Below are 17,694 nucleotides of genomic sequence, written 5' to 3' on the forward strand. Positions count from 1 at the left end.
GGAGCGTAAAATGACACACCCATTGAGACGACGCAGACGATGAACTTTTCCTATCCGTTTATTCGCAGGCCAATCGGGACGGCGTTGCTCGCGATAGGGTTGTTTCTGGTCGGCGCGGTCGCTTACGGATTCTTGCCGGTCGCGAGCTTGCCGAACATCGAGTTCCCGACCATCCGCGTTGGCGCCAACCGTCCGGGCGCCGATCCCAACACCATGGCTGCAAGTGTGGCCGCACCGCTCGAGCGGCGGCTGGCTGAGATCGCGGGTGTAACGGAAATCACCTCAATCAGCTCGCTCGGCTCGACCAGTATCACGGTGCAGTTCGACCTCAATCGTAGCATCGACGGTGCGGCTCGTGATGTGCAGGCAGCCATCAATGCCGCAGCGAGCGATCTGCCGACCGATTTGCCCACCGTGCCCTATTTCAAGAAGAGCAATCCCGCAGCGGCGCCAATCCTGATACTTGCGCTTACATCGAATACCATTGCCCCAAGCGCAATTTACGACATCGCCGACTCGGTCATCGCGCAGCGCATCGCGCAGGTCCAAGGGGTCGCGGAGGTCACTGTAAATGGCGCCGAGCAGCCCGCCGTTCGGGTGCGGGTCGATCCCGCCGCGATCGCCTCGATGGGGCTCGGGATGGACGATGTGCGTGCTGCAATTGTCAAATCCAATGCGGCGGGCCCGATTGGCATGTTCGATGGTCGGCAGCAGCTGCAGACTATCGCCACCAACGATCAGCTGTTTAAGCCCGCCGACTATGATCCGGTCATCGTACGCACCGCGAGCGGATCGGTGGTTCGGCTCTCGGCCATAGCATCGATCGAGTCCGGGGTGCGCAACACGCTTTCCGCGGCCTGGTTCAATGGTCAGCCTTCAGTGCTGCTGATCATCACGAAGCAAGCGGGAGCCAATGTCATCGAGACCATCGACCACATTCATCAGGTTCTCGGCGAGCTCAAGGGCTGGATCCCTGCCGATCTGCAAATCTCGGTCTTGTCGGATCGCACCAAGACAATTCGTGCGAGCGTGCACGACATGCAGCTGACGCTGGGCGCGACGATCATGCTGGTTGTGCTGGTCGTTTTCCTGTTCCTGCGCCGGGGCGCCCCTACCGTTGCAGCCGGCATAACCGTGCCGCTTTCGCTCGCAGGCACCTGCGCACTGATGTGGGTCGCGGGATATTCCATAGACAATTTGTCGCTGATGGCGTTGGCGGTCTCCGTCGGATTCGTGGTGGACGACGCGATCGTGATGATCGAGAACGTGTTTCGCAACCTCGAAGCAGGACGCTCGCCGCTGCGCGCGACGCTCGAAGGCGCCCGACAGATCGGCTTTACAGTAGTATCGATCAGCGTGTCGCTTATTGCAGCGTTTATCCCGCTGCTATTCATGGGAGGAATCGTTGGGCGGCTGTTTCGTGAATTCTCGGTAACGCTCGCTTTCGCCATCGTGGTATCAATGGCCGTATCTCTCTCGGTCACTCCCATGGTCTGTGCGCATTTCATCCGTGCGCCTCCGAGTGCCGATTCGACTCGTCTTGATCGTGTGGCGGATTCTGTCCTCAACGCGCTCATCCGCGCCTATGGCCGGACTCTTAGCGCGGTGTTGCACCACCGGGCGCTCACGTTGCTCGTTATGCTGCTTACGGTAACGTTGACCGTCTCGCTCTATATCAAAGGGCCGAAAGGTTATTTCCCGCAAGACGATACCGGGCTCCTGATCGGAGCGACGCAGGCCTCATCCGATATCTCGTTCAAAGCTATGTCGGGTCTCCAGCAGCGCGCCGCCGCGATCGTCAAGGCGGATCCCGCGGTTGCGAGCGTGGGGTCTTCGATCGGCACTTCGACATTCAATCCGTCAATCAACCAGGGACGGCTCTTCATCAGCCTCAAACCGCTCTCGGAGCGCAAGCTCAGCATCGCTCGCATCGCGGACCGCTTGCGCGGAGAACTGGCCCGCGTCACCGGGTTGCGGGTGTTCCTGGTGCCGACCCAGGATTTGCGGGTTGGTGCTCGTTTAAGCAAATCTCAATATCAGTTCACGCTGTGGAGCTCGGATATCGAGGAGCTGACTCGCTGGACTCCAAAGATACTCGAGCAAGTTCGGAAGATTCCCGGATTGATCGACGTGGCGAGCGATCGTGAGCAAGGCGGGTTGCAGGCCAATCTTGTCATTGACCGGCAAGCAGCCGCTCGGCTTTGCGTCAATGTGCAAGATATCGATAACGCGCTCGGTGACGCGTTTGCTCAGGCGCAGGTCTCAACCATTTACGGCGCGCGTAACCAGTATCGGGTGATCCTGGAGATCGACCCGCGGTTTCAGCGCGATCCCTCCAGCCTGAGCCAGGTCTTTGTCAAGGCGAGCGGCAGCGCTTCCGGCGACAGTGGGTGCGCCGGCGCAATCGCAATAGCGCAGGCCACCAATGCAGCGACAGGCGTCATCTCCGGTATTTCGTCGAACGAGGTGCCGCTCTCGGCGGTCGCGCGTTTCGAGAAAACCCTCGCACCGCTTGTCGTCAATCACCAGGGACAATTCCCGTCCGTCACCATCAGCTACAATCTCGCTTCGAACATGGGATTGGAGGAGGCCAATGCGCGTATCCAGCGCGCGGTCGCAGACTTGCATTTGCCTGGTACGATCCATTCGGAGGTGGCGGGTGACGTCAAGGCTTTCGCGCGAACGGTCGGCGCTCAGCCGGTCCTGCTCGTGGCGGCTCTGATCGCCGTCTACATTGTGCTCGGCGTCCTGTACGAAAGTCTTGCTCATCCGATCACGATCATCTCGACGCTGCCTTCTGCGGGGCTCGGAGCATTGCTGGCATTGCGAATCTTCGGTGCCGAGCTGACCGTCATTGCCTTTATCGGTATTATCCTACTCATCGGGATCGTAAAGAAGAACGGCATCATGATGGTGGATTTCGCTCTTGAAGCAGAGCGCCGGCGCGGGCTTCCCCCGGAGCGCGCCATCTTCGAGGCTTGCCTCGAACGGTTCCGGCCGATCCTCATGACCACGATGGCGGCGATGCTCGGCGCCGTGCCGCTTGCGCTCGCGACCGGCCCCGGCGCGGAACTGCGTCGGCCCCTCGGCATCACCATCATCGGCGGCTTGCTCGTGTCACAGGTTCTCACGCTGTACACGACCCCGGTGATCTATCTTCTGCTGGACGGCTTGCACCATCGGCTTTGGCCTGCGCCTCTTGTGTTCGACGCCGAAGGGCATCGTCTCGGAGGGCGCGATCGACTTCACTCGTAGCGCGATGATCCTTCGTCAGGCTGGCAGTCAGCCGGTGCAGAACATGTGCCATGGTATGGCAGAGCGCGGCGGTATGGCAGAGCGCGGCGGCCGAAACTAAGTACACCGGAACGGGCGGCCGATAGGCGGAACGAACTAGCGTTGGAGCAGCGACGTGGCTTCCTCGCGGAACGACCAAAGCAGCAGGGCGGCAGTGCTGAAGGTCATTTATCTGCTCGTCGTGACTGTGGTCACGTTCGTGCTGCCGGCGCTGTCCGCAACGCATCCCCTCCGCTGGGCTATTGTCCCGGCCTTGATCGCCCTTCAGGTACTCACGCTGCTCATTTGTCGCATCTCCATTAGTGAGATCGTGCGTCCGGCGTGGCGGCTCAAATGGTTGTTCCTGTTCCTAATCGGCTGTTACACGCTGCTTCCGCCGGAGCATCCCGCAGAGGACCTCGCGCTGCACTGGCAAGTTCCAGGCGTCGGATGGTTGGTTCCCTTCAACGTGACCGGTCTCGATCGCGCCGCGGTCATGTGCCTGCAGATTCTGACCGTCTTGCTCGCCTCGACTGTGGTTCGGCTGACGGGGAGGGGAGACGATCTGGTGCACGGGCTGCAACAGTTGCGGCTGCCGGGGTTGTTCGTCTACTCGCTCGATCGGACGCTCTCGCTGCTGAGCGGCGCTGATGGGCGAAGCGGGCGACGCCAACGTGAAGCTGGCGCGCAGCCGGGGACCTTCACGGCGCTCAAGCGCTTGTTGCGCGGCGATGTTGGCAGCTTCGTGCAATCGATAAAGGCGAATATGGAGCTGGCGGCCGGGCAATCCGACGAAGGAGTCGGGCCCAAGCTCGAAGCCAGACTCGCTCATGACGTCGCCGTCGTGAGCGGCATTGCGCTCTGCATGGCATCCTTCAAGATGCTCAAAATCCTCCCGGGTCTACCCTTTGCTTCGGGGCACAAGGCTCTTCTCCTGTTCCCCCTGTATGTACTTGCGGCGCGCCTCACCCATTCGCGCTGGGGGGCCACCGCCGCAGGCGCCATTATGGGCGTGATCGGCTTTCTGCAGGGAGACGGGAGGTTTGGCGTGCTCGAGGTCCTAAAACACATCGCGCCGGGCCTCGTGATCGACCTTGCATATCCGCTAGTGCGCCGGTTGCCTGTCTGGGCGCTCGGCTACTGCCTGCTCGGGCTTGTCGCCGCCGTTGCCAGGACCAGTACGGAGCTCGTCCTGGTATTCCTTCTGGGCGCGCGCGCGGAAATTTATCTCTTTCCCGCGGCTAAACTGGTGCCGAACCTGTTGGCGGGATTTTTGAGCGGTTTCGTGACCATGTTCGTGCTGCGCGTCTTCTCTCGCGAGGCGCAAGTCCAGGACGGTTCCGCGGAGGCTCGTGACGGCGAGGCGCCCCTCAAGCCGGACAGGGCGGAAGCGGCGCAGAATCAGTCAAAAAATGCCACGTCGCCGTGAAAGCAGACCTAGCCACAATGGCAGCGGCATGGCGACAGCGAAGAACAGCCAGAGTAAGGGATATACCGCGGAAAGCCCGATATCCTGGAGATTGACCCAGAGCTTTACGGGAATTCCCTGCGGGTAGTAGGCGACGATCAGGACAATACCGAACTCCCCGAGGGCCCTGACCCAGGCAAGCGCCAGTCCCGCGACGAGACCCAGGAGCGACAGCGGCAGGGTCACCTCGAGAAAGACCTGCCACGGCTCCTTGCCCAACGTTAACGCAACCTGCTCCAGGTCTCGCGGTACAGCCTCGAAAGCGGCTCGTGCCGACACGACGTAGTAGGGGGTTGCAGCGTACACCTGAGCCAAGGTGAAGGCTGCGGCGCTGTTGGTAAGCACGACTCCAAACGCCTCAAGCGACGAACCAACCCTGCTGTACGGTCCATAGAGCGACATTAACAGCATGCCCATCGCAAGCGGCGGCGTGAGCAAGGGCAATAGCAGCAGCCCGTCCACCACCCACTTGCCGGGGAACTCACTGCGCGCCAGCCACCAGGCAAGCGGCGTCCCGAGAGAGATCAAGATCGGCATTGAAACGAAACTGTAGAGAAGAGAGGTGCCCGCCGCACTCCAATCGCCGGATGCGATTTGAAAGCCACGCCAATCGGTGACAAAGATCAGCGTGACAAAGGGTGCGATCAGGAAACAAAGCGCCAGCACTCCGACCATCGCCGCTATCGGCCGAACCGGGCGCCATGTGTCGCGGCCCGTGCCCAACGTATGCTCGGATGGCAGAACGTTCGTCAAATCTTCCCCCCTTTGGGTTCTGCATAACCAGAATCGCGAAAAAGCTTCTGGCCCTCGGGGCTCAACAGGAAATCAATGAACTTCTTTCCGAGTTCCGGATTTTTGGCGTTCCTTAGCACTCCCGCGTAGAACACGAGCGGTTGCGTGTGGAAGGTTGTTTCCTTGCCGCTCGGAAGCTTTATCGTAAACTCGACCTTGCCGTACCAGTCGGCCACCTTGTCCGGATTGCTCAGATTGATCTCGTCCGGGAGGGGAACATAGGGAAGATGATGGGAGATGGTCGCGCTTTGGTAACCGGACGCTGCGTCGATTTGCGCGCCCTCCAGACGGGTTAACAGTGAAGGCTCGGTAAAGATCTGCGTTGGGTTCTGATAGCTGCCAAGGATCGTCGAGACTAGATCGGGCTGATTATAGTATCGCTCAGCGAGTTGCATCGCGAAGATGATGTTTTGTCCTTGGGGATCAATCGCAGGGTCGGTGCGGCCAAAACGGAGTCCGGGCGATTTCAGCACTTGCCACCAGGGTGTCCTGCCGGCAGCCGCAGCCTCGAACTGTGGGGCAAAGCGGCTTTTTGGACTATATGTGATGACCATTTGGGTGCTTGCGACGGGGACGCCTTCGCCAAGCAGTCCCGCCTCCTGAACAATCTTGACTGGACCGGGCGTAATGGAGACGAAGACATCCGCCTGCTGCTGCTTGGCGGCGAGGAGTCGGGCAAGCGCATAGGCGCCCATGCCAATGCCCTGGAACTGAACGCCGTGCGCCTTCTCGAACGCAGGGCCGAGGACGCGGTCCATGACAACGCCCATCGAACCGGCGTAACCCACACGGATCGCGTCCGCCCGAGCTGCGGGAGCCTGCGAGAAGACGGCAGCAAACACCGTCGTGGCGCAGAAGATAGAGCGCATCTAGACCTCCCATGAACCCGGACGGAAAGTCGACGTTTGTCCCTTGACTATCTATATTGAGACGCATTCGGCATCTTCAAGCAAAGGTCGCTTGCGAACAGTCTCAAGAGGGCGGCTGCAGAGGGCGGCTGCATGCGTTTGATCGCGGCGGATAGCGGATAAAGGTGTGGTCGCTCGGTTTCGCTGCTGGAACACGTCCATTAAGACCGAGTTTTGATGTCCATGACTGGGCTTGTGTCACGCACGGATAATGCGGCGAGTACCCTTTCCACTGCGCCTGACGACGTGCAGTACCTGCGCGTCAGACTCCGGCAGGAGAGGCCAATCCCCTTGGACCTCCAGCTTGACTGTGGGCGTGGCGAGTTGCTGGCCCTTGTCGGCCCATCAGGCAGCGGAAAAACAACGATTCTACGCTGCATTGCAGGGTTACACCGTGCCGAGCAGGGGTTCATTGCGTGCGACGGAACGACGTGGCTGGATACAGGGCGCGGCATCGACTTACCGCCGCAACGGCGCTCGGTTGGATTCGTCCCTCAGCACTACGCCCTGTTTCCGCATCTTACGGCCGAGGCCAACGTGCGCTTTGCGCTTGGCCGTCTGCCCCGCAGCGGACGCGCGCTTCGGGCAAGCGAATTGTTTGCGCTTGTCAATCTCACGGGGCTTGAAGGTCGGAACCCGGCGGAACTTTCCGGCGGTCAACAACAGCGCGTGGCGCTCGCCCGTGCGCTCGCACGTGACCCGGCCGTTCTACTGCTCGACGAACCATTCTCGGCTGTCGACCAAGTAACGCGCCGTAAGATGCAGCGAGAGCTGGCGCAGCTTCGCGAGCGGATTCGGCTTCCGATTATCCTGGTCACGCACGATCTGGACGAGGCGGTGTCACTGGCCAACCGGATGGTCGTTCTCCACCGTGGCCGGTCGCTGCAGACGGGTTCGCCGGCGGAGGTGATGAGCCGGCCACGCGACGCCGAGGTAGCGCGCCTCGTCGACCAGCAAAACCTCTTTCAAGGGGAGGTGGTCGGGCGTCGGTCCGATTCAGATCGTACTCTCCTGCGGTGGCTTGGCTACACGCTTGAAGCGCGCCTTGCACCGGCGTTTCCCGCGGGATCGCAGATAGACTGGCTGGTACCGCCAGGCAGCGTCGTCTTGCATCGGCAACACCAATCATCGCGCGGCGATCATGGGAACTCGGTGCGCGGCACCGTCGCGGAGATGCTCATTCTTGGCGGCACTGCGGAAATTCTTGTGCGCGTCAAGGGTACGATCAACTGCGATGCAGTCGGCTTGCTGGCGTTCAGCGTCCCGACCCGTACCGCGATGCGGTACGGGGTTGCTGTCGGCAAGCCGGTTACGGTCTCGCTGCTTGCGGATGATCTTCACATTATGCCGCCAATGACGAGGCAGGCATGACCGCAAGACCGCTTGGCACGCTTGCCGTCGCTTCGGGATGGGTTGCCTTTGCAGCAAAGGCGGTGCCTGCGTGTTCACGATGAACTGAAAGGGCAAACGGAAGTTGATAAACGCAGCTGCGCTAAACGACCTGCTGCGGAGCTCATCTGAGGTCTCGAAGGAGGTCTCGCGCACGGCGGCAAGGAAAAATAACTGCTTTGGTCAATGCCCCTGCCATTCACCTGATTCCGAGGGAGTGAGCCAGGAACGCTAGGGCCGCTCCGCGAATGCCAGGCAGCGCGCCCAAGCCTGGACGAGGAGGAAGCCATGTCACGATTTAATCGAGTTGGGCTTCAATCGGCGTTGGCAGTGCGGGGCATGCAAACCTTGGTCGCCACACTGCTGCTCACGCTCTTAGCGGTGGCCCCGGGACAAGCGCAGGTGCGTGCCGCGATGGAAGGCCACACCCTCGCGCTCGCCTCGGTGGCCTACTCGCCGGACGGAAAATACATCGCCACGGGCAGCTATGATCGCACTGCGAAGGTGTGGGATGCGGCCGGCGGCAAAGAGCTCGTCACCCTGACGGGACACGAGGGTGTGGTCGAGGCCGTGGCTTTCTCGCCGGATGGCAAACTGTTGGCAACGGGCAGCTATGACGCAACCGTGAAACTATGGGATTGGGCTGCTGCAAGAGAGGTCGCGACATTTCGCGGCCACACAAACATGATCCGCTCCCTGGCGTTCTCCCCCGATGGCAAGACCGTAGCTTCTGGCAGCCACGATAACACGATCAAGCTGTGGGACGTCGCAAGCGGCAAGGAACGGGCGCAGCTCAATCACGAGGGCGCGGTCCGATCGCTGGCATTCACCCACGACAGCAAGCTCCTGGCATCGGGCAGTAACGACAATACCATCAAGATCTGGGACGTTGCGACCGGCCGCGAGGAAGCAACCCTGACGGGGCACAAAAATAGCGTGCGGGGGCTCGCCTTTTCGCCGGACGACAAGACGCTGGTCACCGGCAGTATGGACACGACGGTGCGGCTGTGGGATGTCACCGCGCGCGCCGAGCGCATGACCCTTAAGGGGACCGAGAGCGAGGTACTCTGCGTCGCCTATTCCCCAGACGGCAAACTCATTGCCGCGGGCAGCCAGGACGACTCCCTGATAATCTGGGACGCAGCGAGCGGACAAGAATTGGCGAGCGTGCCGCACGCTGGTGATCGTGTGCGTGGAGTAGCGTTCTCTCCGGATGGCAAGACGTTGGCGACCGCCGGAATGGATAAACTAGCCAAGGTGTGGGATGTTGAGGACGTCCTCAAGCGGGGAATTCGGACGCCTACCGAAGCCGTGAAGGACGAAGAGCGAGAATCCTTCGCAGGTCACACCGGCTACGTGACCGCCGTGGCGTTTACGCCGGACGACAAGATCGTCATATCCGGCAGCCAGGACCACACGGCCCGGCTTTGGGACGTGGCAACCGGCCGCGCACTCGTTACCCTCAGCGGTCACACCGACGCGATCGTGACGCTGGCACTCTCACCCGACGGGAAGATCCTTGCCACCGGCTCCCACGACCACACGGTCAGGCTCTGGGATATGCCAAGCGGTCAAGAGCGTACGACCTTACGCGGCCACACCAACGTGGTCCAAGCGGTTGCGTACGCGCCAGACGGCAAGACGATCGCGTCGGGAGGGTATGATCGAACGATCAAGATTTGGGACGTCGCGAGCGCAAAGGAGCTCGCCACACTCGTCGGACACACCGGTGGCGTTGAGGGGCTGGCCTACTCTCCCGATAATCGCGTCCTCGCGTCGGCCAGCGTCGACGGTACCGTCAAGCTCTGGAATCCTGCTACCCGGAGCGAGATAGCGACAATTGAAACGCACACGGGGCCGGTGCACGCGGTAGCATTCTCTCCCGACGGCAAGCTGCTGGCAACGGCCGGCGCCGGCAACGATGTGCAGCTTTGGAATGTCACGACCCACGAAGAGCTCGCGCGTCTCAAGGGACATACCAGCTGGGTCCGCTCTTGTGCTTTCTCGCCCGATGGCAAGATGCTGGTTTCGGTCGGTCTCGACAATGTCGTGAGGTTCTGGGACGTTGCCGACTACAAAGAGATTGCCGCGCTCACGGGCCACCAGCAGCGGATCCATTTCGTGACCTTCTCGCATGACGGCGTCTGGGTGGCGACAGCGGGTATGGATCGCAAGGTGAAGCTCTGGAATGTACCCAAGGAGTCAACCGCGCGCGTCTCAGAAGAGCACCCCAAAAACAGTGAAGAGAAGCAGGAAGGAGCTGGCCCCCGCGGGGGAGGACGATCCGCCTGCCGGACAGAAATCGACAAGCTGTGCCTCGGCGAACAGCATGTCGGCAAGTGCCTACGCCAGCACGTGGACGAGCTGTCGGTCGGGTGCCGGGCAGCGATGGAGCAACAACATTGATTTCAATGATGTCCTGACGGCGCGGCTGCATGCCTCGGCGAGGTGGAGGAAACCGAGATGGATAAGGAAATCCTGGATCGAATGATGATAGCGCTGATGGGCGCGAGTCCTACCGACGACGAAAAGATGGCGGGCCTCGACAATCAGCCAGTCGTGCAAATCCTCCCTGAGGCTAACGTCGTCAAAATCGGCGGCCAGAGCTTCATTGATCGCGGACGCGCCGCGGTGTTCCCTCTCATCGACGAGATCGTCGAGAATCTGCCCCGCCACAAGATGATCATCGGTACTGGGGCGGGTACGCGGGCGCGTCACGCCTACAGCGTCGGCCTCGATCTCGGCATACCAACCGGCGTGTTGAGCGTGCTCGGTTTCTTCGTGAGCGTTCAAAACGCGAAGATGATTCATTACCTGTTGGCCAAGCACGGCATTCCGTCGATCGAGCCCGCGCAATTCGCTCAATTGCCGCTGTACCTGGCAGAGCGCCAGGCCTGCGTTTGCGTAGGCATGCCCCCTTATGCGTATTGGCAGCCCAATCCGGCGATCGGGCGCATCCCACCTCATCGCACTGATGCCGGCTGCTATCTGATTAGCGAAGTGCTCGGGGGGCGCTCCATGATATTCGTGAAAGACGAGGACGGTCTTTACACGGCGGATCCCAAGAAGGATCGGAATGCCCGCTTCATCCCGAAGATAACCGTCGAGGAGCTTGAACATCTGGATCTCGTCGATGTCGTGCTGGAGCGAACCGTCTTTGAACTCATGAAAACCGCTAAACTTCGCCGTTCGGTGCAGGTCATCAATGGACTTAATAAAGGCAATCTTACCCGCGCGCTCAATGGCGAGCCAGTCGGGACCATCATCACCGCGTGATCGAGGGGTGTGTCATGTCATCATTAGATTCACCGCTTAACGAAATTCCAGCCGACGGCCGTCATCACGTCAAATCGATGCTGATGCGTGAGAGCCTCCTTGACAAGCAGGTCATGTCCTCGACGGAAACTCCGGTCGTTCGCATGCTGCCATTCGCTCATGTGCTCAAGATCGGGGGACGATCCATCATCGACAAGGGCCGCAATGCGACATACCCGCTGGTAGACGCGCTCGCTGCCGCTCTTCAGAACTTCAAGCTCGTGATTGGACTTGGGGGCGGCATTCGCAGTCGCCATGTCACATCGATCGGCATGGACCTTGGCTTACCCACCGGGGTGCTGGCGCAGTTGCGGATCATTGACGCGCTAGGCAACGCCCACTTGCTTGGTACACTTCTCGCTCCCTATGGCGTCGTTGCAATCCCGCCGGAAATTCTTGGGCACATGTTGCCATTTTTCATTAAGTCGGCGCCGGGCGTAATCTGCAACGGCGATCCACCGTTCTCGATCTGGGAGCATCCGCCGCGTTTGGGCCGCATCCCGCCGCATCGCACGGACGCTGGCACGTTCCTGCTGGCGGAGTGTTACGGATGTGCCACCCACACGCTGATCAAGGATGTCGACGGGCTCTACGACGCCGATCCGAACACTAACCCGAACGCCAATTTCATAAAGGAAATCACCGTCAGCGAGTTGAAGGAACGCAATCTTTCCACGCTCCCCTTCGACCGGGTGCTGATCGATCTGCTCGCCTGTGCGCGTCAGGTGAAACGCTTTCAAATTATCAATGGATTGAAGCCGCACTTGCTTGAGGCGGCGCTGCGCGGTGAACACGTTGGGACGATCGTGCGGCAGGACGCGCACTGATGCGCCAATGTGGAGGGTTCACCGAGTTCACTGCACCAGTTCGTGCGTGGCGAGGCGGAAGACGATCGCGCGCCACCCACACGGCTTGGGCGGATGGCATCAAGCCGTGCAATTTGGGAGCAGCAACGGAACCGCCGATGCCACTAAGACCTTACTTGCGTCAAGAAAACGTCCACAGCCACCGTTTCCTGATCGTTAGTAGCCCCATCGCCACCCTGGATGACGCCATCGCCACCCCGCCATAGGCATATGCGCCGTAGTAGTTCGGACGCGACCAGCAGCGGCCCCACGGATTGCAGACCAAGCGCACCCGCTCGACATTGGGGACCTGACCCGCGTTCGGAATCCCATTCGGCATAGCCGAAGCAGGGGCGGCGGTTAGCGCGACGCCGCCGAGTGCGGCAAGGCCGACAATAGCAAGCTTCACGTTCATGGAACTCTCCTCCTAGGAGAGAGAACGTTTGCGGTGTCAACTGGTTGTGAAGGGCGTCGTGGACAACCCAAGAGTTAATCTTCCTGAATATCCGTACAGGAAGACGATGTAGGTGTTGCGTCCTTTCCGACCCTGGCGCGTTCGCTGGGGCTAGAACCTAGGACCCGCTGAGCAGAAAGCCGCTCCAAAGTACGGCATCTCAAAACCGTCCGATACTCGAAGTAGGGAAGCGTAAGGACGCGCGGCTCGGTCGCGATTCCTGTGTGTGCCAAATGTGTGCCAAAATCGATATTGATGTAACTTAGTGTAGCTCCGCTTTGGCGCTGAAAAGCACCTAAAGGCGGGAAATGCACTTCACCTTTGGCTCATTCCCGGCAAGTAATTGATATTGTTCGTATCTTCTCCGCCCTCCGAGCGCACCATCACTACCTGCACAATTTGGCCTTGCCGGACCGCTGTGACCGGCCGGTTGCGCCGGTCATTTTTGCGGCGGCGGGACAGGTCGATACCCTTTCTGTAACACCGGTCGCGTAGCGTCGCGGACGCATGCCCTGCTGGTTCGGCGCTGCCGGCCGGACGTGGCTGATTCTCCCGATCGCGCCGGCCGCAAGCCAGCTTCACCCGGAGCGCCTGATGACGTTTCTGAGCTACGCCTACCGAGTCGTCTCCAATTTCGTGTTTCTGGGGCTGGTCTATTTCAGTCTGAACTTCCTCGAGAAGTACGAGCAGCGCGCCACCGTCGCGATCCTGATTCTGATCTATGCGGCGATGCATGCGTTCTCGGCTCTGCGCTCCTTCTATTTCTTCCAGCGCATCGAGCGGCTGGAGGGCGAGACGCGCCGGCTGGCTTCGGCGGCCGGCGAGGGGCCCAATTCGGCGGCGTCGCGCAAGCAGATCATCGGCGACGTCGCGGTGCTCAGGCATGCCGGCGAGATCAAGGCCTATATCGATCTGTTCTTCCTGGCGCTGGTGATCCTGCTCTGCGTCGCCAAGATCGTGACCAGCTAGTCCGGCACGCGCTTGACGATTGCCGTGGCCTCTGCGCGCGGCGACCGCTTCTTCAGGTTGGCGACATGGACCGGGTCGCCCGGCTGCGCTGGAGCGTCGGCATGCTGCGAAGGGTCCGGACCTTTGCCACGCGCTGCACCCGGCAGCTGATGCACGGCCTGCTTGGGGCGCTTCGCCTGGCGCGCGGACCAAGCCTGCGGCGTGCCGGGTGGCGCGAGATGGTGGGCTGCGAGCAGCGTCAGGCGGCGCGCTTCAGGAATCCTGAATACGCTGGCCGCCGGAATCGGCAGTGTCGAGACCGGAGCCGCCAGCGCAAGCAGCGGCTGCGGCCACTGCGTCCGGCTTGGCAGACCGATGCGGGCATGCTGCGCGTGATCGAGCACCTCGGCGTCACGCCAGTCCATGTCGGAAAATACTGGCGCCGGCAGCGTCTTCGTCGCGGTGAAAATGAAATTCGGAATCTTCGGCCAGCGCGAGATCGCCACTGTCTCGGTCGGCGGATGCAGGTACCATTGCTGCGGCTGGGTCGGCGTCGCCGGCCGGTCCGGTGTCGCGGGCACGACGTGGACGATGCGGTAGCCGCGCGCCTTCAGCTCGTTCAGGATCCGCGGCAGGGCCGCGACGGTGCGCGGCTGAATGTCGTGCAGCAGCAGGATGCCTCGGCCCTTGGCCTCGATCCGCTGGATCGCGAGGTCGTACACCCGCTGCGGCGAGATGTGCCGCCAGTCGTCGGCCGGGAAGTCGGCGCTCCAGACCTGGATGCCCTGGGAGGCCAGATAGTCCTCGACGGCCGTGGCACGCAGCAATCCGGGGATCCGGAAGAACGGCGCCAGCTTGCTCTTGTCGCCATTGAGCGCGGCCAGCGTCGAGGCGATGCCGTCGTCGATTTCCTGCCTAGCCTTGTCGACCGGCATCTTGTTCATGGTCAGCGGATGGTTCTGGGTGTGCGTGCCGACGGTATGTCCGGCCGCGACGAGCTTGCGCACACCTTCCGGATTGGCCCGGGCCTGGCTGCCGATGGTGAAGAAGGTCGCCTTGATGCACTGGCTGGCGAGAATGGCCAGGATCTGGTTGCTGTATTTCGGCAGCGGTCCGTCGTCGAAGGTCAGCACCACCTCGTGATCGGCGAGCGGCAGCGTCTCCGGATACTGCATGGTGCCGATCCGCGGATGCTCCCTGGGATCGACGACGAGGGTGCGGGAGGTGCCGAGTGCGTTGGGGTTGCCCGGGCAGTCCGCCGCAAGCGCGGCCTGCGTCATCAAGGCGCCCAGTAATGCTACGCCGGCAGCGATCGATGACCGCTTCCGGAGCCTCACCAGGGCGCTAGCAAACATTGAACCTCGGCCGCATTCCAATCGAACTGAGTATCCTTAATGGCGGCGCCATGAATGCTGCCTTAACGGTTTTGTAATCCCGCCTTGGCCTCCGGTTCAATGTGTCTGCGCGGAAACGGTCTTCGCCGCAGTCGGAACGATGTGAACCACGTGATAATTGTGCTCGCGCAAATACCGCAAGAAGGCGGGTAGCATGTCCGCCGTTTGCTGCCTGGGGTCGTGGAGCAATAATATTCCCTTGCGGATCGTTTCCAGCCGCCCCGTGAGCAATTTCAGCTCCTCTTCGGGCGTCATCTTGTTCCAGTCGCTGGCCCAGAAATCCGCCCCGAACACCGCGATACCGCGCTTCTCCAGCCGCCCCAGCAGGTAGGGCGTCGACTCGAAGTAGGGGAACCGGAAGAACGGCGTGGTCGGGCTCGTGCTCGAAGTTCCGTGCAGGGCCTTTTCGACCGCGGAGATACCGGCATCGATGTTGGCCTCGGCCTGGTCGGGCGCGAGTTTGTTGAGGTGGGGATGGTCCCAGGTGTGATAGCCGATGGTGTGGCCGAGGCGCGCGACCTTGCGGACCAGATCGGGATGGTCGGCTGCGCCGCGTCCGACCATGAAGAAGGTGGCGTGCACGCACTCGGCCGACAGTGCCTCCAGCACCTTGTCGGTGAGCCCCGGCGTCGGGCCGTCGTCAAAGGTCAGGACGATCTCGTGATCCTGAAGCGGCAAGGTCTGCGGAAAGCTCTTCAGCCCGACCCGCGGGTAGGTCGCCGGATCGACTTCGAGCACGCGCGAGGTTCCAAGTGCGTCCTTGCGCGGGCATTCGGCGGCGCACGCAGGCGCGGTCAGGGCGATCGGCAGAAGGACGATCGCGGCGAGAACTGCAAAGGTATTCGGGAGTAATCGGGGTCCGTTGAACATATTTCTCATTGCGGAAGCCGTTGCCGATTAGGTAATCCGTTCCGCATTACCGTGTTTTCCGCTCCTGTCAAACCGGTGAGTTACGGCATGGCCGAGGAAATCGACGTGGCCCCGCCGGCCAAGACAGCTGTGCTCGACCGCATGCCGATGCGGGACGACGCGGGCCAGCTTCGCCACGAATTCGTCGAGGAGATCACGCGGGCGATCCGTGCCGCCGAGCGGCCATTGCTGTGTGAGGTGGTGGCGGAACTGCACAAGGCGGATCTCGGCGACCTGATCGCGGCCCTCGAGCCGGAGGACCGCGTCACCCTTGTCGAGATCACGGGCACGGATTTCGACTTCTCCGCTCTCAACGAGGTCGACGAGGCCGTCCGCGAGGAGATCCTCGAGGAACTCAAGCCGGAGACCGTCGCCGATGGCGTCCGCGAGCTCGAATCCGACGACGCGGTCGAGCTCCTGGAAGGCCTCGACGAGGAGGATCAGGAACAGATCCTGGAGAAGCTGTCGCCCGCCGAGCGCGAGGACATCGAGCGCAGCCTGCTGTATCCGGAGAATTCCGCCGGCCGCCGGATGCAGACCGAGTTCATCTCGGTGCCGCCGGCCTGGACCGTCGGGCAGGCGATCGATTATCTCAGCGAAACGCCCGACCTGCCGGACCGCTTCTACGAAATCTATGTCGTCGATGCCGACAGGCACTGGCTTGGCGCGGTCTCGCTGGACGTGCTGTTGCGCGCGCGCCGCCTGCTGCCGATCACTCACGTGATCGAGGAAGACCGCCGCCGCATCTCCGCGCTGGAGGATCAGGAGCAGGTCGCGCGGATATTCGGCAAGTACAATCTGGTCGCAGCTCCCGTCGTCGACACCACCGATCGCCTGGTCGGCGTGATCACCATCGACGACGTGGTCGACATGATCGAGGAGGAGGCGGACGAAGACCTCAAGGCGCTGGGTGGCGTCACCCACCCCGAAGAGCTGTCCGACTCGGTCTGGACCATCGCCCGCGGCCGCTTCAACTGGCTGCTGGTCAATCTCGCGACCGCCTTCCTGGCGTCGTCGGTGCTCGGCTTGTTCGAGGGCCAGCTCGAGAAGATGGTGGCGCTCGCGGTGCTGGCGCCGATCGTGGCGAGCCAGGGCGGCAATGCCGCGACCCAGACCATGACGGTCGCGGTGCGCGCGCTCGCCACCCGCGAACTCGGCTCCTTCAACGCCATGCGCGTGGTGCTGCGCGAGACCATGGTCGGACTCGTCAACGGCATCGCCTTCGCCGTCATCACCGGCGTTGCCGCGGTGGCCTGGTTCAAGATCCCTGGCCTTGGCATGGTGATCGGGCTTGCGATCATCTGCAATCTCGTCGCCGGCGCGCTCGGCGGCATCCTGATCCCGATGGTGCTGGAGCGGGTGCGGGCCGATCCCGCGGTGGCCTCCGGCACGTTCGTCACCACCGTCACCGACGTGGTCGGCTTCTTCTCCTTCCTCGGCATCGCCACGTTGTGGTTCGGCCTGAAATAGCAGCGAGTTGTCGCGCGAAGCAGCCCAGGGGTCGCGTGAGCAACGCGGGTCAGACCGCGGCTTGCTTATCGTTAATCGGGCCTTAATCGCCTTCACCGATGATGCCCCCATTCCCAAGAGGGGATCACCATGCAGCGCTTGCGGCTCAAGGCGGACGGACGGATCGTCGAGTTGCGCGACGGGAAGGAAATCCCGCTCGCGCCGCCGCAGCCGCCCACCGCGGCGGTACCGGCGGCAGCATCGCAACCGGCGGTGCGTGACCTGCGCCGCCGGGCCCAACTCACCCAGCTTGAATTCGCCGCCAAGCTCGGCGTCCCCGTGGAGACGATCCGGAACTGGGAGCAGGGCAAGCGGGCGCCGCGCGGTCCGGCCCGCGCGCTGCTCGCCGTGATCGCCCATTCGCCCGAGACCGTGTTCGCGGCGCTGTCGAACGAGCCGACGCCGGCGTGAACCCGCGGGAGACATTCGCCGCTGCCCCATCCTCGGTGTCGTCGCCCGGCTTGACCGGGCGATCCAGTATTCCAGAGAT

14 protein-coding genes are annotated in these 17,694 nt (G+C 62.0%); 9 read left to right on the forward strand and 5 right to left on the reverse strand.

The window, feature by feature from the left end; all coding sequences use genetic code 11:
- Positions 1-39 precede the first annotated feature (39 nt).
- The gene (locus MTX19_RS16915; RefSeq protein ID WP_280986066.1) at positions 40-3,255 is read left to right on the forward strand and encodes an efflux RND transporter permease subunit; all 3,216 of its coding nucleotides are present in this window, start codon (positions 40-42) and stop codon (positions 3,253-3,255) included.
- A 193-nt stretch (positions 3,256-3,448) separates the two neighbouring features.
- On the forward strand, positions 3,449-4,702 hold the full coding sequence (locus tag MTX19_RS16920) for an energy-coupling factor transporter transmembrane component T (RefSeq protein WP_280984500.1): 1,254 nt from the start codon (positions 3,449-3,451) through the stop codon (positions 4,700-4,702).
- On the opposite strand, the gene MTX19_RS16925 is transcribed toward MTX19_RS16920, so the two are convergent.
- Together MTX19_RS16925 and MTX19_RS16930 are read right to left on the reverse strand one after the other, a co-directional pair.
- On the reverse strand, positions 4,679-5,494 hold the full coding sequence (locus MTX19_RS16925) for an ABC transporter permease subunit (RefSeq protein ID WP_280986067.1): 816 nt from the start codon (positions 5,492-5,494) through the stop codon (positions 4,679-4,681). The genes MTX19_RS16920 and MTX19_RS16925 overlap by 24 nt on opposite strands.
- Positions 5,491-6,402 carry an extracellular solute-binding protein gene (locus MTX19_RS16930; RefSeq protein WP_280986068.1) on the reverse strand — a complete coding sequence of 304 codons (912 nt, stop codon included), beginning with the start codon at positions 6,400-6,402 and terminating at the stop codon, positions 5,491-5,493. Before MTX19_RS16930 ends, MTX19_RS16925 begins: the two co-directional genes overlap by 4 nt.
- Before the next feature lie 330 nt (positions 6,403-6,732).
- On the opposite strand from MTX19_RS16930, the gene MTX19_RS16935 reads away from it, so the two are divergent.
- From MTX19_RS16935 to MTX19_RS16950, 4 genes are all read left to right on the forward strand, one after another.
- Positions 6,733-7,812, forward strand: coding sequence for an ABC transporter ATP-binding protein (locus tag MTX19_RS16935; RefSeq protein ID WP_280984503.1), 1,080 nt, complete (start codon positions 6,733-6,735; stop codon positions 7,810-7,812).
- Positions 7,813-8,118: 306 nt separating this feature from the next.
- Positions 8,119-10,236, forward strand: coding sequence for a WD40 repeat domain-containing protein (locus MTX19_RS16940; RefSeq protein ID WP_280986069.1), 2,118 nt, complete (start codon positions 8,119-8,121; stop codon positions 10,234-10,236).
- A 57-nt stretch (positions 10,237-10,293) separates the two neighbouring features.
- Positions 10,294-11,106, forward strand: coding sequence for a uridine kinase (locus tag MTX19_RS16945; protein ID WP_280986070.1), 813 nt, complete (start codon positions 10,294-10,296; stop codon positions 11,104-11,106).
- A gap of 14 nt (positions 11,107-11,120) precedes the next feature.
- The gene (locus tag MTX19_RS16950) at positions 11,121-11,972 is read left to right on the forward strand and encodes a hypothetical protein (protein WP_280984508.1); all 852 of its coding nucleotides are present in this window, start codon (positions 11,121-11,123) and stop codon (positions 11,970-11,972) included.
- A gap of 160 nt (positions 11,973-12,132) precedes the next feature.
- On the opposite strand, the gene MTX19_RS16955 is transcribed toward MTX19_RS16950, so the two are convergent.
- On the reverse strand, positions 12,133-12,405 hold the full coding sequence (locus tag MTX19_RS16955) for a hypothetical protein (RefSeq protein WP_280984509.1): 273 nt from the start codon (positions 12,403-12,405) through the stop codon (positions 12,133-12,135).
- A gap of 633 nt (positions 12,406-13,038) precedes the next feature.
- Here MTX19_RS16955 and MTX19_RS16960 point away from each other — a divergent pair.
- Complete coding sequence (locus MTX19_RS16960; RefSeq protein ID WP_280984510.1) at positions 13,039-13,413, forward strand: hypothetical protein; 375 nt, start codon at positions 13,039-13,041, stop codon at positions 13,411-13,413.
- Here the strand turns inward: MTX19_RS16960 and MTX19_RS16965 are convergent.
- Together MTX19_RS16965 and MTX19_RS16970 are read right to left on the reverse strand one after the other, a co-directional pair.
- Positions 13,410-14,747 carry a polysaccharide deacetylase family protein gene (locus MTX19_RS16965; RefSeq protein WP_280984511.1) on the reverse strand — a complete coding sequence of 446 codons (1,338 nt, stop codon included), beginning with the start codon at positions 14,745-14,747 and terminating at the stop codon, positions 13,410-13,412. The genes MTX19_RS16960 and MTX19_RS16965 overlap by 4 nt on opposite strands.
- Positions 14,748-14,843: 96 nt before the next feature.
- Positions 14,844-15,665: a polysaccharide deacetylase family protein gene (locus tag MTX19_RS16970; protein WP_280984512.1), complete on the reverse strand. Its 822-nt coding sequence runs from the start codon at positions 15,663-15,665 to the stop codon at positions 14,844-14,846.
- Between the two features lie 78 nt (positions 15,666-15,743).
- On the opposite strand from MTX19_RS16970, the gene mgtE reads away from it, so the two are divergent.
- Both mgtE and MTX19_RS16980 read left to right on the forward strand, forming a co-directional pair.
- On the forward strand, positions 15,744-17,165 hold the full coding sequence (gene mgtE, locus MTX19_RS16975) for a magnesium transporter (RefSeq protein WP_280986071.1): 1,422 nt from the start codon (positions 15,744-15,746) through the stop codon (positions 17,163-17,165).
- A 129-nt stretch (positions 17,166-17,294) separates the two neighbouring features.
- Positions 17,295-17,615, forward strand: a complete 321-nt coding sequence (locus MTX19_RS16980) for a helix-turn-helix domain-containing protein (protein ID WP_280977499.1) — start codon at positions 17,295-17,297, stop codon at positions 17,613-17,615.
- Positions 17,616-17,694: the final 79 nt, after the last annotated feature.

The organism is Bradyrhizobium sp. ISRA464, from assembly GCF_029910095.1.
In the GTDB taxonomy this organism is placed as follows: Bacteria; Pseudomonadota; Alphaproteobacteria; order Rhizobiales; family Xanthobacteraceae; genus Bradyrhizobium.

Excerpts from the sequence above, each read along its gene's own strand:
- MTX19_RS16915 (WP_280986066.1), top strand. The coding sequence starts at position 40 with ATGAACTTTTCCTATCCGTTTATTCGCAGGCCAATCGGGACGGCGTTG.
- MTX19_RS16980 (WP_280977499.1), top strand. The coding sequence starts at position 17,295 with ATGCAGCGCTTGCGGCTCAAGGCGGACGGACGGATCGTCGAGTTGCGC.
- MTX19_RS16940 (WP_280986069.1), top strand. The coding sequence starts at position 8,119 with ATGTCACGATTTAATCGAGTTGGGCTTCAATCGGCGTTGGCAGTGCGG.
- MTX19_RS16960 (WP_280984510.1), top strand. The coding sequence starts at position 13,039 with ATGACGTTTCTGAGCTACGCCTACCGAGTCGTCTCCAATTTCGTGTTT.
- MTX19_RS16965 (WP_280984511.1), bottom strand. The coding sequence starts at position 14,747 with ATGTTTGCTAGCGCCCTGGTGAGGCTCCGGAAGCGGTCATCGATCGCT.
- MTX19_RS16955 (WP_280984509.1), bottom strand. The coding sequence starts at position 12,405 with ATGAACGTGAAGCTTGCTATTGTCGGCCTTGCCGCACTCGGCGGCGTC.
- mgtE (WP_280986071.1), top strand. The coding sequence starts at position 15,744 with ATGGCCGAGGAAATCGACGTGGCCCCGCCGGCCAAGACAGCTGTGCTC.
- MTX19_RS16945 (WP_280986070.1), top strand. The coding sequence starts at position 10,294 with ATGGATAAGGAAATCCTGGATCGAATGATGATAGCGCTGATGGGCGCG.
- MTX19_RS16930 (WP_280986068.1), bottom strand. The coding sequence starts at position 6,402 with ATGCGCTCTATCTTCTGCGCCACGACGGTGTTTGCTGCCGTCTTCTCG.
- MTX19_RS16950 (WP_280984508.1), top strand. The coding sequence starts at position 11,121 with ATGTCATCATTAGATTCACCGCTTAACGAAATTCCAGCCGACGGCCGT.
- MTX19_RS16970 (WP_280984512.1), bottom strand. The coding sequence starts at position 15,665 with ATGAGAAATATGTTCAACGGACCCCGATTACTCCCGAATACCTTTGCA.